This is a genomic window from Pseudomonas sp. NPDC089741 (assembly GCF_044748825.1).
Lineage (GTDB): Bacteria > Pseudomonadota > Gammaproteobacteria > Pseudomonadales > Pseudomonadaceae > Aquipseudomonas > Aquipseudomonas helmanticensis.
Map to the genome: position 1 here is coordinate 21753 of NZ_JBIVGT010000021.1, position 13926 is coordinate 35678.

General features: G+C 58.3%; 11 protein-coding genes. 3 read left to right on the top strand and 8 right to left on the bottom strand.

Features of this window, described 5'->3' with window-relative positions; translation table 11 throughout:
• Window positions 1-44: 44 nt before the first annotated feature.
• Entirely contained in the window at window positions 45-698 is a 654-nt protein-coding gene (locus ACIPZE_RS19185) for an HAD family phosphatase (RefSeq protein WP_283437175.1), read from the top strand.
• A gap of 71 nt (window positions 699-769) precedes the next feature.
• Here the strand turns inward: ACIPZE_RS19185 and ACIPZE_RS19190 are convergent, their stop codons facing one another.
• Window positions 770-1735: a zinc-binding dehydrogenase gene (locus ACIPZE_RS19190; RefSeq protein ID WP_400774600.1), complete on the bottom strand. Its 966-nt coding sequence runs from the start codon at window positions 1733-1735 to the stop codon at window positions 770-772.
• Window positions 1736-1872: 137 nt separating this feature from the next.
• Here ACIPZE_RS19190 and ACIPZE_RS19195 point away from each other — a divergent pair, with 137 nt between their 5' ends.
• On the top strand, window positions 1873-3957 hold the full coding sequence (locus tag ACIPZE_RS19195) for a carboxy terminal-processing peptidase (RefSeq protein WP_164979414.1): 2085 nt from the start codon (window positions 1873-1875) through the stop codon (window positions 3955-3957).
• 134 nt (window positions 3958-4091) lie between these two features.
• Complete coding sequence (locus ACIPZE_RS19200; RefSeq protein WP_400774603.1) at window positions 4092-5882, top strand: bifunctional diguanylate cyclase/phosphodiesterase; 1791 nt, start codon at window positions 4092-4094, stop codon at window positions 5880-5882.
• Window positions 5883-5953: 71 nt separating this feature from the next.
• Here ACIPZE_RS19200 and ACIPZE_RS19205 read toward each other — a convergent pair whose 3' ends face one another.
• The 7 genes from ACIPZE_RS19205 to ACIPZE_RS19235 all read right to left on the bottom strand — a co-directional run.
• A complete protein-coding gene (locus ACIPZE_RS19205; protein WP_400774605.1) occupies window positions 5954-6313 on the bottom strand; it encodes a hypothetical protein in 360 nt (119 codons plus the stop codon).
• The gene (locus ACIPZE_RS19210; RefSeq protein WP_400774608.1) at window positions 6313-11076 is read right to left on the bottom strand and encodes an RHS repeat-associated core domain-containing protein; all 4764 of its coding nucleotides are present in this window, start codon (window positions 11074-11076) and stop codon (window positions 6313-6315) included. The genes ACIPZE_RS19205 and ACIPZE_RS19210 overlap by 1 nt, the downstream gene beginning before the upstream one ends.
• A gap of 256 nt (window positions 11077-11332) precedes the next feature.
• Window positions 11333-11737 (bottom strand): sel1 repeat family protein, encoded by a 405-nt coding sequence (locus ACIPZE_RS19215; protein ID WP_400774611.1) that lies wholly within the window; start codon window positions 11735-11737, stop codon window positions 11333-11335.
• On the bottom strand, window positions 11738-12109 hold the full coding sequence (locus ACIPZE_RS19220) for a hypothetical protein (RefSeq protein ID WP_003223109.1): 372 nt from the start codon (window positions 12107-12109) through the stop codon (window positions 11738-11740).
• The gene (locus tag ACIPZE_RS19225) at window positions 12106-12447 is read right to left on the bottom strand and encodes a helix-turn-helix domain-containing protein (RefSeq protein ID WP_129391206.1); all 342 of its coding nucleotides are present in this window, start codon (window positions 12445-12447) and stop codon (window positions 12106-12108) included. Before ACIPZE_RS19225 ends, ACIPZE_RS19220 begins: the two co-directional genes overlap by 4 nt.
• A gap of 112 nt (window positions 12448-12559) precedes the next feature.
• Entirely contained in the window at window positions 12560-13015 is a 456-nt protein-coding gene (locus ACIPZE_RS19230) for a YkvA family protein (RefSeq protein ID WP_129391203.1), read from the bottom strand.
• A gap of 292 nt (window positions 13016-13307) precedes the next feature.
• The coding region (locus tag ACIPZE_RS19235; RefSeq protein WP_400774616.1) for an FKBP-type peptidyl-prolyl cis-trans isomerase at window positions 13308-13926 on the bottom strand (619 nt) is incomplete at its 5' end.

Below are 13926 nucleotides of genomic sequence, written 5' to 3' on the forward strand. Positions count from 1 at the left end.
GCAGCTCGAAGCTTGTAGCTCGCAGCTGTTCTCGGAGAGAACTGATGGCCCTGGCAATTTTTGATCTGGACGAAACGTTGATCCACGGCGACTGCGCCACCCTCTGGAGCGAGCAGATGGGGCGTTTGGGCTGGGTCGATCCCGAGTCGTTCATGCGCAAGAACAACGAACTGATGGACGCCTACAGCCATGGCAAATTGCGCATGGAAGAGTACATGGAGTTCAGCCTCGAACCGCTGATCGGGCGTACTGCGGAAGAAGTCGAGCACTTGGTCGGCCCTTGGGTGGAAGACTTCATTGAGCCGATCATTTTCAGCGACGCGACGAAAACCATCGCCGCGCATCGCAAGGCCGGCGACCGGATTCTGGTGATTTCGGCGTCGGGCACGCACCTCGTCAAACCAATTGCCGACCGTTTGGGCATCGATGAGATTCTCGGTATCGAACTGGAAGTCGCCCATGGCGTTTACAGCGGCCACACCGTTGGCACGCTGACCTACCGCGAAGGCAAGATCACCCGGTTGCTGGAATGGCTGGATGCGGAGGAGGAGAACCTGGAAGGCGCGAGTTTCTATTCCGACTCGCGCAATGATCTGCCGTTGTTGCTGAAGGTGGATTTCCCGCACGTGGTCAACCCGGATCCAGTGCTGCTTGAGCACGCCGAAAAAGCCGGCTGGCCTATTCATCTCTGGAAATAAAAGCAAACGGCAGCTCCTACATTTCCCCCTGTAGGAGCTGCCGAAGGCTGCGATCTTTTGATCCAGCCCTTCTAACAGCTCAAACTTTCGTCAATCACCAACACCAGTTTGCCCGCCACCGTATTACTCGCCAACTCCGCAAACGCCGCCTCGGCATCCTTCACGGCAAACGCCTTGGCCAACTGCGGACTCAACCGCCCCTCTGCAAACAACGGCCACACCTGCTGACCGAGATCACTCAACAGATCCGCCTTGAACTGATCGTCACGACTGCGCAACGTCGAACCGAGCAACTGCACGCGCTTGCCCAACACCTGCGCCAGATCCAGTTTCGCCTCGCGGCCGCCCATCAAGCCGATCAGCACCCAACGTCCGTCCAACGCGATCAGTTTCAGATTCAGCGCCGAATAATTGCCACCGACCGGATCGAGGATCACATCAAACGGCCCCAGGTCACGCAAGCCTTCGAGATCATCGGTGCGCACCACCCCGCCCTGCGCACCCAGCGCCTCGCAGTAAGCCAGACGCTCGGCGGAACCGACGCTGACCCAGCAGGGATTGCCAAACGCCTTGCACAACTGAATGGCGGCTGAACCGATTCCACTTGCTCCGGCGTGCAAGAGAACTTTCTCACCCGGTTTGAGCGCCGCAAGTTGAAACACATTCAGCCAGACTGTTGCGTAAACCTCAGGTAATGCGGCCGCCTCGATCAGCGAAACACCTTCAGGAACCGGCAGCACATGCCGTCCGTCGACCACCACCTCTTCGGCCATGCCACCCCCGGCCAGCAAGGCGCAAACCCGATCACCGACCTGCCACGAACTGCCCGCACCGACCTCGCTGATCACCCCGGAGCACTCCAGACCGAGCACCTGGCTGGCACCAGGCGGTGGCGGATAAAGCCCTGCCTTCTGTAATAAATCGGCGCGATTGAGGCCGGCTGCCGCCACTCGGATGCGAACTTGTCCTACATCGCATGTAGGACTCGGCTCCTCAACCCATGCCACTTGACCTTCAACGCCTTGCAATGCCTTCACAGTGCCTCCATAGTGAGTCTGGACTGAGCCCGAAGCTGTAGCGCCGGGCTTTTTGCATTATGCGACCGGCTCTCGTAGACCGGCGACTTCAAAGACGGCCTAATATGCGTTATCAATTGTCCCCGCGTCGAATCAGCATGAAGCATTTGCTCCCCAGCACCGCCCTCGCTCTTTTCATCGGTATCGGCCTGTTGCCGGTATCGGGCAGTACATTCGCAGCCAACAGCTGGGACAAGTTGCAGCCTGATCGCGATGAAGTCATCGCCAGCCTGAACGTCGTCGAGTTGCTCAAGCGTCACCACTACAGCAAGCCGCCGCTCGACGATGCGCGCTCGGTGATCATCTACGACAGCTACATCAAGCTGCTGGATCCGTCGCGCAGCTATTTCATGGCCAGCGACATCGCCGAATTCGACAAGTGGAAGACCCAGTTCGACGACTTCCTCAAAAGCGGCGACCTCAACGCCGGCTTCACCATCTACAAGCGCTATCTGGATCGCGTCAAGGCGCGTCTGGACTTCGCCATTGCCGAGCTGGACAAAGGCGTCGACAAGATGGACTTCAACAGCAAGGAGACCTTGCTGATCGATCGCAAGGATGCCCCTTGGCTCAAGTCCACTGCTGAACTCGACGACCTGTGGCGCAAACGCGTCAAGGACGAAGTCCTGCGCCAGAAGATCGCCGGCAAAGAGCCCAAGCAGATCCAGGAAACCCTGACCAAGCGCTACAAGAACCAGCTGGCGCGCCTGGACCAGACCCGTCCGGAAGATATCTTCCAGGCGTACATCAACACTTTCGCCATGTCGTACGATCCGCACACCAATTATCTGTCGCCGGATAACGCGGAAAACTTCGACATCAACATGAGCCTGTCCCTCGAGGGCATCGGTGCCGTGTTGCAGAGCGACAACGACCAGGTCAAAGTCGTGCGTCTGGTGCCGGCAGGCCCGGCCGACAAGACCAAGCAGGTCGCCCCGGCCGACAAGATCATCGGCGTTGCCCAAGGCAACAAAGAGATGGTCGACGTCGTCGGCTGGCGTCTGGACGAAGTGGTCAAGCTGATTCGTGGCCCGAAAGGCACCGTGGTGCGTCTGGAAGTGATTCCGGCGAGCAATGCGCCGAACGACCAGACCACCAAGATCGTGCCGATCACTCGTGAAGCGGTGAAGCTTGAAGATCAGGCCGTGAAGAAGTCCATCCTCAACCTGAAACAGGACGGCAAGGACTACAAGCTCGGCGTCATCGAGATCCCGGCCTTCTACCTCGACTTCAAGGCATTCCGTGCCGGTGATCCGGACTACAAGAGCACCACCCGCGACGTCAAGAAACTGCTGACCGAGCTGCAGAAAGACAAAGTCGACGGCGTAGTCATCGACCTGCGTAACAACGGTGGCGGCTCCCTGCAGGAAGCCACCGAGCTGACCAGCCTGTTCATCGACAAAGGCCCGACCGTACTCGTGCGTAATGCCGATGGCCGCGTCGACGTGCTCGAAGATGAAAACCCGGGTGCGTTCTACAAAGGCCCGATGGCGCTCCTGGTCAACCGCTTGTCCGCCTCGGCTTCGGAGATCTTCGCCGGCGCCATGCAGGACTACCACCGCGCGCTGATCATCGGTGGCCAGACCTTCGGTAAAGGCACCGTGCAGACCATTCAACCGCTGAACCATGGCGAACTGAAACTGACCCTGGCGAAGTTCTACCGGGTTTCCGGTCAGAGCACCCAGCACCAGGGCGTACTGCCGGACATCGACTACCCGTCGCTGATCGACACCAAGGAAATCGGTGAGAGCGCACTGCCGGAAGCCATGCCGTGGGACACCATCCGCGCGGCGATCAAACCGGCTGCCGATCCGTTCAAACCGTACCTGGCTCAGCTCAAGTCAGAGCATGATGCGCGCACGGCCAAAGACGCCGAGTTCGTGTTCATTCGTGACAAGCTGGCACTCGCGCAAAAGCTGATGGAAGAAAAAACCGTCAGCCTCAACGAAGCCGAGCGTCGCGCCCAGCACACTGACATCGACGCCAAGCAACTGGCGATGGAAAATATCCGTCGCAAAGCCAAAGGCGAAGAGCCGCTCAAAGAGCTGAAGAAAGAAGACGACGACGCGCTTACCGCCGCCGAGCCGGACAAGGTCAAACCAGAAGACGACGCCTACCTGAGCGAAACCGGGCGCGTGTTGCTGGATTACCTGAAGCTGAGCAATCAGGTGGCCAAGAAGTAACGTGATGGCAATTTAATGCTGACGATCCCCGGATCGTCATCAAACAGTCATCATTCTGTCGTGCAATAAAGGACTGGGAGCCACTCTCTTCACCGAGAGCGCTCCCAGTCCTTTTTTTATCGCCAGAGATTGCCATGACCACGACCGAACAGCTGGGTGCCTTGAGCTCGATCCTGACTCAAAGCGGATTGCACAGCCTGTTCCAGCCGATCATTTGCCTCTCCGAGCGACGCATTCTCGGTTACGAAGCCCTCACTCGCGGCCCGTCCAACAGCCCTCTGCACTCACCGATTGCCTTGTTTGCCGTCGCGCGTCAGGCCGGACGCCTGAGTGAACTGGAAATCGCCTGCCGACAAAGCGCCTGCCGCCGTTTCAACGAGCAGCAATTGCCGGGCAAACTGTTTCTCAACGTCTCTCCTGAATCCTTGCTCGAAGCTGCGCACCAGCCCGGACGTACACTGCAGCTGCTGCAGGACTTCGGCATCCCGCCGAGCCAGGTAGTTATCGAACTGACTGAACAAACGCCGATCGACGATTTCCAGTTGCTGCAAACCGCGCTGCATCACTACCGGGCGATGGGCTTTTCGATTGCGCTGGATGATCTTGGCGCCGGTTATTCAAGCCTGCGTTTATGGTCGGAACTGCGCCCGGATTACGTGAAGATCGATCGGCACTTCATCGACGGTATTCATCAGGACGCGCTGAAACGCGAGTTCGTCGGCTCAATCCTGCAAATCGCCAAAGCTTCACGGGCGCAGGTCATCGCTGAGGGTATTGAGTTACCTGAAGAGCTCGCAGTGTTGACCGAGATGGGTGTCGACCTGGTGCAGGGTTATTTGCTCGGTCGCCCACAGGAACATCCTCCCCGCGACGCCCGCGCCTTGATGCCCAAACACGACAGCAGCAACGTTGCGCTGAACGACGAAGGCAGCGACCTCAGTGCCCTGCTCAACGACCAACCGGCGGTCCATCGCGATACACCGACCGCCACCGTGCTGGAAGCCTTCCGCCGCCAGGCCAACCTCAACTCTCTGGCCGTGCTCGACGAACAAGGCCAGCCCTGCGGCATCGTCCATCGGCACTCGCTGTCCGATGCGTTGCTCAAACCGTTCGCCACCGACCTGTTCGCCCGCAAACCGATCAGCCGCCTGATGAACGACGATTTCCTCGCCGTGGAAATGAGCCAATCGCTGCAACAGGTCAGCCGCCTGATCACCAGCCGCGCCCGGCAGCGTATCGAAGAAGACTTCATCATCACCCTCAACGGCGGCTATCTCGGTCTGGGCCGAGTGATTGACGTGCTCAAACTGATCACCGAACTGAAAATCCAGCAGGCGCGTTACGCCAATCCACTGACCTTGTTGCCGGGCAATGTGCCGATTCAGCAATGCCTGACCCGGTTGCTGCAACAGGCGCGCGAGTCGGTGATTTGTTATGTCGACATCGACAGCTTCAAGCCTTTCAACGACATCTACGGCTACGGTCGCGGCGATGAAGTGTTGCTGTGTCTGGCGCAATGCCTCAACGAACGCGTCGATCCGTCGCGCGACTTTGTGGGGCATATCGGCGGCGACGATTTCCTCCTCGTCCTAGGCCCCGAAGATTGGCGAAAACGCCTCAACCAGCTTCTTGACGATTTCCAGAGCCAATGTCGCCGCTTTTATCGGCCTGAACACCTTGAGGCTGGATGCTTTATCGCGCCGAATCGTCAGGGGATGCGCCAGGAGTTTCCGCTGCTGTCACTGTCCATCGGCGTTGTTCACCTGCACCCCGAAGCTTGCGCACAACTTGATGCGAGTCAGCTGGCGGAGATGGCTTCGCAGGCGAAGCACCATGCGAAGAATATTCCGGGGTATAGCGTGCATGTGATTGATAGTCTTACTGCACCCGAACTCCATCTAGCGCAGCTAATCGGGCAACGTTGATTTCCTCAAACGACTCAAACCCCTGTGGGAGCGGGCTTGCTCGCGAAGGTGCCGGTTCTCTCATCTCACATTTAATAGCCCGAGTCTTTTCCATTTCGATACTTAGTCAAACACTCCAGCAAAACCTTCATGAAACCAGGCCTATCCGTAACGTCATCATCAAAATATGTCGTCATTCGATTAAACACACGATCAAAATTGTCATCCACCTTCAAAAAATGATCGAGTGTATTAATGAGAGACTCTTGCTCGGCATCGGTGTATTCATAAAATTCAGGTTTTAACAAAGTATCGAATAACTCTATTAACTGCCGAGAATCGTTTACGTTTTTTTCGACGATCAATCGTTCTCGCTCGACATCAGGAGCATTCTCGATATCGAACACAAACAGTAGATTTTTTATATCTACAATTTCATATAAATTTTTCATCAATCGAAATCCGCGTAAGAAGTTACGGTACTACCATTTGCTTTGTGAATAACGACAGCTTTCCTTTGCTGCCCATAAACTCCGTCTTTCGTATAACCCTCCCCAATTATCTTTCCCATATCCATGGGTCTTTTCGATATCTGAAGATTGGTCTGACGAAGTATTAGTTTCGCTCTGTAGATAGCGTTCAACTGATCCCTATGACTGAGAAAATGAGTAGCCGCACTTGGAATTTTTGGCTCGCCGTCTTTTGATCCACCGATATAGGTTTCTACGACACCAGTCGTTGGGTTTTTCGCTGACGAAATTCTTTCAAATTGAGATTGTATAGTTGTTTGGGCGCCGTGTTTTTCTAAAAAATGCTCTCCAATTTGTGGATTCTCCATTTCATGCAAACGTCGGTATGCGTTTTCCTCAGCCAAGTCATCAATCCTCCCCCTCCGCTCTTGGGCTGTCATCTTTGGCAGTGGAGGGGCACCCTCGTCGACGACTGCACGACCAGCTTCATACCGCATCGGACGACATGGTTGTTTCGGCGGCGGACAGTTGGACGTTAACCCCAACGGATCCACCCACCCCGTCGGATTCGGCACGTACTGGTACTGATTCAACCCCCCAGCCAACTTGATGGGATCCGGCGTCAGATACCGTCCCAACCGCGGGTCGTAATACCGGTGCCGGTTGTAATGCAGCCCACTCTCCGCGTCGAAATACTGCCCCTGAAACCGCAGCGGCTGATCGAGGTATTCCGCCGCCGCCAGGCTCAGCGCAGCGACCTTGCCGTACGCGTCGTACTGCGCTGACCAGACAATCTCGCCGCTGTAATCGGTCAGCTCCAGCGGTGTTCCCAAATGGTCGAGTTGGTAATAAAACGGGCAGGCCTTTTTCGGGCCTTTGCCGTCGAGCAGGGCCAGCGGGCGGAAGGTGCCGGGTTCGTAGACGTAGCTGCGGTATTCGTTTTGGCTGCTTTCGGCGACGAGGTTGTCGCCCTGCCAGAAGAATTCCGTGGTGACGCCGTTGACGGTTTTGCTGATGCGTCGGCCGAAGGCGTCGTACCTGTACGAGGCGGTTTGGCCGTCCGGACGGGTCAGGCCGATCAGGCGGTGCTGGCTGTCGTAGCGGTATTCGCTGACGAGTTTTTGCGCGGTGCCACGGCGTTCGCGGATCAGGTTGCCGAAGGCGTCGTAGTCGTAATGGCGGTCGCCCTGCATCAGCAGACGGTTGCCCTTGATCTGGCTCGGGCCGGGGCGGTCCTGCATCAACAGGTTGCCGGCCGGGTCGTGAGCGAAGGACTCCGGCAGTTCGTCGCGCGAGTGGCGGACGCGGATCAAGCGGTCGAGGTTGTCGTAGCCGTAGGTGCGTTGGCCGTGGCGGGTGTCGGCGATGTGTTCCAGGTTGCCGTTGGCGCTGTAGGCATAGTCGCGGCGATACAGCGCATCGTGCGAATGTCCTACGGCATGGGCCAATAATCTTCCCTGATCGTCGTAGGCATATTCGCTGAGCAGCAGACCTTGCTGGCGTTGTTGTTCACGGCCGGACTGAAAGACGTGCGTGGTCAGTTGCGCACCGTTGAGGTCGATGCCGGTCAGCGCGCCGCCCTTGGCGTGGTGATACTCGAGTTTGCTGTTGTCCGGCAGGCGCAGGCGTTTGAGCTGACCGCAGGCATCGTAGCTGTAGCGCAACGTGCCCCAGCCCTGATGCTCGGTGATCAGTCGATCCTGACGGTCATATTCGAAAGCCAGCGGATGCTTCTGGCCGTCATCGACAGCGATCAAACGACCGAGGCAGTCGTATTGATAGGAGACCTTGATACCGTCGGGCAGGGTTTTGACCAGCAGGCGCCCGGCGCTATCGCGTGCATAAGCGGTGACTAACCGCGAGCCGTCATCACCAAACTCGATCTTCTCCAGCAGATGCCCATTGAGGTCATAGGCATACGCCGTGCGCCGCCCGTCGAAGCCAGTTTCCTGGCGGATCAGTCCCGTCGGCGTGTAGTCCAGTCGATACTTCTCGCCGGATTCGTTTTCAATCTCGGTGAGCAGCAGTTGCGCATGGTCGTAGCGGTACTGCACCCGCGTGCCGTCGGGGTTGATCTTTCGCGAGACCAGGTGCAAATCGTCGTCATATTCAAACCGGGTAACGCGCCCGAGTTCGTCGCGCTCGGCTGTCACCTGACCGTAAGCGCCGTAGCTGTAAGCCCGAGTGGCGCCGCCCGCCAACGTCGTCTGAACCAGTCGCCCCGCCGCATCCCACTGCTGACGCGTCAGCGCACCGTGTTCATCAACCGTGGTAGTCCGCCGCCCCAACGCATCGTAGGAAAAGCGCCGCACACCACCGTCAGGCAGGGTTTCTTCAATGAGTTGGCCAAGCTCATTCCACGCCAGTCGATGCCGGCTGCTGTCCGGATAGCGGATCGACAGCAATTGCCCGCGAACGTCGTAGTAGTAATGGGTGACCTTGCCGTCAGGATCGACCGCTTCGGTGACATCGCCCTCGGCATTGCGCCGATAAATCCACACCGCATCGCCACGTGAACGCCGGTAGAGGAAACCGTTGCGATACTCGTAGGACGTTGGCTCATCTTGCGCAGGAAGCAGCGCAATCAGCCGTCCGATCTCGTCGTAGCGGTATTCGGTAACAGCGCCTAAAGCATCCTGCTCGGCGATCAAACGTCCGGCCGCGTCATAGGCCTTGAGCTGCTCGCCGCCGTCGGCTTCGACCTTGCGCAGCAAGCGCGCGCGGTCGTCGTGGACGTAAACCTCTTCGGTGCCATCGACGTAATGCACCGCGACGCTGCCGTTGTCGTCCCAGACATAGCGCGTGTCCATCTGCGAAAACGACGCCCAGTGCCGCACGCAACGCGCCGATGTCCCCGCGCGCTCCCACGCCCAGAAGAAACTCGCGCCGCCGGCCAGTTGCCGTTGCAGAATGACGTTGGCGTCGTCGTAGTCGTAACGCTCGCTGTCGCCGACCGCATTGCTCGCGGCCAACAAACGCTGACGGGCGTCGTAGCAATAGCTGACGAGGTTTTGCTCAGTCGTCCATTCGCCGCCCTGAAAACTCTGGTAATCCAGCGCAATCAACTGCGCCCGGTCATAGCGCAGCAACAGCGCGCGACCTGCGCCGTTATCCAGTCGCTGAATCCTGTCAGACCGATCGCGATGGACCGTCAGACGATTGCCATAAACATCACTGATCGCCGTCAGCCGACCCGCGCGAAAGTGATAGAACCGCGCCGCGTCCCCGGCCAGCGCAAGAATCAGTTCCTCCGGCTCATCCCCGAGAAAGATTGCCGCCCGCGACAAACTGTTGTGAATCGCCGGGCGAGCAACATTCGGCAACGGAAACCGCGTTCGCCGGTTCTCATGATCGATCCAGACGACGAAGTCGCCTTCGAACACCAACCGATGCGCCAGCGAATGGCTCCAGCCAAAGCCCAGGCCAACGTCGATTTCCACCGCGCTGCTGCGATACAAACGGCTGAACTCGAACGGCAGCCGGCCATCGAGCACCGCATCGGTCAGGGTCAGCAACTCCTCGCCGGTGACCATCGACACCGGACAGCCGTTGGTGCAGGTCAGTAGCGCGCAATCGGCGCTGTCACCGTTGGGGTTTTTAGCTTGGTCAGAGGCGTCGTCGTGGTTTTCCTCTTTCTTTAGCGAGGCATTGCGTTGGGCATCCCAACGGAGCTGCATTCGACCCTTTTTCACGCCGGCGGCGATGCCACGGGCGGCGACCGATTTGTATTGATCAACGTATTTGATGAACCCCTCGACGATGCCAAACATCGCCTTCACCAAGCGCTTCACCGCTGACAGCAATTGCGCTGCGCGATCTGCCAGGCGCAGCGTCAGATAAGCGATCCCTGCGCCCGCCCCGACGAACGTCAGAACCACGCCGATCAACACGTCGATCAGCACCTGGACGATCACCATCGACGCCGCCTCAGCGGTTTTCCCGGCGATCTCGCTGGGCGGCAACATCTCCAGCCAGAGGCTTGCAGTGCGTAGCAGTAAACAGAGAGCCGCTTCGTCGCTGACCAGCAATTGCAGCTTTTCCATGACGTCGGGCGCCGTCGCAGCGAGCGCCATCAACTGCGTGGCACCCTCGCCCAATCGCTCGGCAAAAGCCCCTGGGTCCTTGAGAATGTCCGAAAGCAGACCAAGGCTGTCCCACACGCCTTCGATGGCTGCCCAGCTCCCGGCCAACATGCCGTTGCCAGCCGCAGTCGCCACCGACTGCGACCACTGCGGCTTGAAACCCTGCCACTCGCTACGCAGCCAGCCATTCAGCTCTGCTGTCAGGCCGTCATAGGCAGTGAACAAATCATCGACCTGACCGCTGGTGACTTTGTTGTGCACCAGCACGCGATAGAACTTGCCGGCGGTTCCTGTGAATGAGCCTTTGCCTTGCGCATCCAGAGTGATGGGAGTGGTTTCGCCGCTGTCCATGGCAATCACATCGACCACGATGTTGCCCAGCGGAATGTCGTAGACCGACTCGAACTTGCTCTCGATCAGCATCGAGCCTGTCTGCGGACACTGGACGACGCCGGAGAAAAAATCGTTGTCGCCGCTGCTGACAGCGGTACTGCTGTCACCGAAGCGAATGATCCGCTCCATGCCCATCAGCGATGGCAGATCCGCCGCATGGCTGACCTTGTCCGCCGCACGACTGGCCCAATGCTTGAGCTGTTCGCGGTACAGGTTGAGGGAGTCGGGAAAGCTGTCGAGTTCCTGCTCGATACGGGAGACGGCGGCCATCAGCGCACGCGGGTGCGCGGAGTGGACTGAGTAAGCGGGTCAAACATGAGCATTCCCTCGCGCAAAAATTAGGCGCGGGAACTGTGCGGGGGATCACTCAGGAAAGAAGTCAGGCAAGTAGGCGATGGCTGTAGGACTAATCCGTAAAAGCTACTCACATAAAAAACAGGCAGGCGAAAACGCAAACGTGGCGTGAGGTTTCCCTCACGCCACGTTTATGAAACGGACAGTAGATATTCAGTGTGCAGAACGTTTGCTACTCAACGCCGCGCGAGTTCAGTTCTTTCAGTTTGAGCTCGGCCAATGGGTGCCCGGCCTTGGCCGCCATCCCCCACCAGCGCGCAGCTTCATCAGGGTCAGGCGCCTTGCTCGGCGTACCTGCGAGACTGATCACGCCAACCTGATAGGCCGCTTTGCCATCACCCGCCAAAGCGGCCAGGCGCAGCAATCGCACACCTTCCTCGCGTGCCCCCAGGCCCACACCGCGAAAGGTCAGGATGTGCCCGTAGAAGCTTTGCGCACCGACATCGCCCAGGTTGGCCATGCGCGCAAACTGCCCTTCGAGCCAGCGCCAGCCACGCGGCTGGCGGACAAACCATGACCAGTGAAACAGCCTGCGGGCCAGCCAGTAACTGGCCCGCGCCTTGAGTCGTAAGAACACTCAGGCCTCCGCCGATTCCGGGTACTCGTACTCAAAGACACGGACCACTTCCGACGCATGCCAGGAAGCGGCAGCAACGCCATCAGAGGGCCCGGAAAACCGCCCGAGACGTTCGACGCATTCAAAAAAACCGGTGCGTGGCAGGCGACTGGCGCCCTGGCTGATGACCAGCGAGCTGCGCAACGGTTGTTCGGCCTTGGCGTCCAGCGCGGCCAGATGTTCCAGCGCCGCGGTCAACGTCTGCATTGCCGGCGTCGGCAATTGCAGGCGTTCGAGCAGCGCCCGATACGTCAGCAGATGGCGCTGACGGCGCGCCTGATCGAGTTCTCCGAGCAATCCGTCCCAATGTTGACGACTGATGCGTACGCTCACGATTCGTCCCTCCAACCTGGCACCGTCAATTCCCAGGCCAGACTGCGGCGAATCGCGGCGTCGGGCTGACGCTCGCCACTTTCGATCAAGGCCAGATAAGACGGGCTGATGCCTACCGTGCGGGCCAGCGCCTCGATGGCGATGCCCTTCCCTTCGCGCAAACTGCGTAGTTGATCCAGACCTGGAAGAATCGGGTCTGGCGTTGCCGCGAGGGGCGCTGGAGCCTGTCGCGACGGTGTTTCGTTGATACCTGCTGCTTTCAGTAGAGCCTGATATTGAGCCCAAGGCAGAACCGCGTATTCGGGTTCGCCATCGCGTGCAATTATCTGAATATCCATGACTACCCCGTAGGACAACAACACTTAGCGAGTCGGCACTTTTCCCTAGAAGTGTAATCCTAACAGCGGCTAAGGTCGCGGGGGGTATCTATCTGTTGCAGTGCTGAATGAATCAGGGCTTTTTCGGGCCTTGAAGTTGAAGTTGCTCAGGGGAATCGGGCAGGCGTTCAACCACGGCGAGTTTTTCCGGTTGCTGGCGATTTCGCCAAACACGGAAAGCGTTGAGCTCATCGTCGAGGGTTTTCATTACCCAGGCGAGGACAGCGATGTCGTCGAGCATGCCGAATACCGGGATGAAATCCGGAATGGCATCGACCGGACTGAGGAAGTACATCAAGCCCGCCACTACCGAGACAATGGCTTTGCCACTGATCGCGCGGTAATCACCACGCCAGTAAGCCAGGCACAGGGCCTGGAGCAAACGCAGGTCATCCTTGAGTTTGCCGAGGCGATTGCCTTGCGCGGCACCTTTGCTGGCCACGGCGAACAGCAACGTCGGTAATCGTCCACGGGCGAGCAGTCGGCCAGCCAGGGGCAGGAATCGAGCGAAATTCCACGGAGCTTTCATCTATTCCTCCCGTTGAAATGTTATCCACACAAATTGTGGATAACCTTGTGAACAGAGCTGCATTTCAGCGCTGAGAGCCCCGTTTTATAAGGGCTGCGCTCAGATCGGGCGTTTTTTACTCACATAAAAAACCCCAATATTTCATTGACTTGGCGGCTCAGGGCGTCTAGCGCTGCAGCCTCAAAGCTATGACTCCCCTGACCGGCATCGGTTCGCTCTGTTTACCCTTGCCAAGGTGCAGATGCAACAACGCCCCGCATAAGCGAGGCGTTGTTGTTGAAACCGAGGCCGATTACTTGGCGGCAGCGGCGTCTTCTTTGGCTGGATCCTTGATGGCCAGCAGTTCCAGGTCAAAGACCAGAACCGAGTTGGCCGGGATTGCCGGGCTTGGCGACTGTGCGCCGTAAGCCAGATCGCTAGGGATGTACAGTTTGTACTTCTCGCCAACGTGCATCAGTTGCAGACCTTCAACCCAACCCGGAATCACGCCGCTCACCGGCAGATCGATCGGGCTGCCGCGCTCGACGGAGCTGTCGAATACGGTGCCGTTGGTCAGCTTGCCGGTGTAGTGAACAGTCACCACGTCGGTAGGCTTAGGCTGTGGGCCGTCGGCTTTCTTGACCACTTCGTACTGCAGGCCGGAAGCCGTGGTAGTCACACCGGCTTTCTTGCCGTTTTCTTCGAGGAATTTCTTGCCGGCAGAGGCCGACTCCTCGCTCATCTTGGCCATGCGCTCTTCAGCACGCTTTTGCAGCGCAGCGAAGGCTTCGACCAGTTCTTCGTCTTTCAGCTTCTGTTCTTTCTTGCCGACGGCATCTTCGATGCCCTGGGCTACCGCTTTGGAGTCCAGATCATCCATGCCTTCCTGAGCAAGGCTCTTGCCCAGGTTCTGGCCGATACCGTAGGAAGCG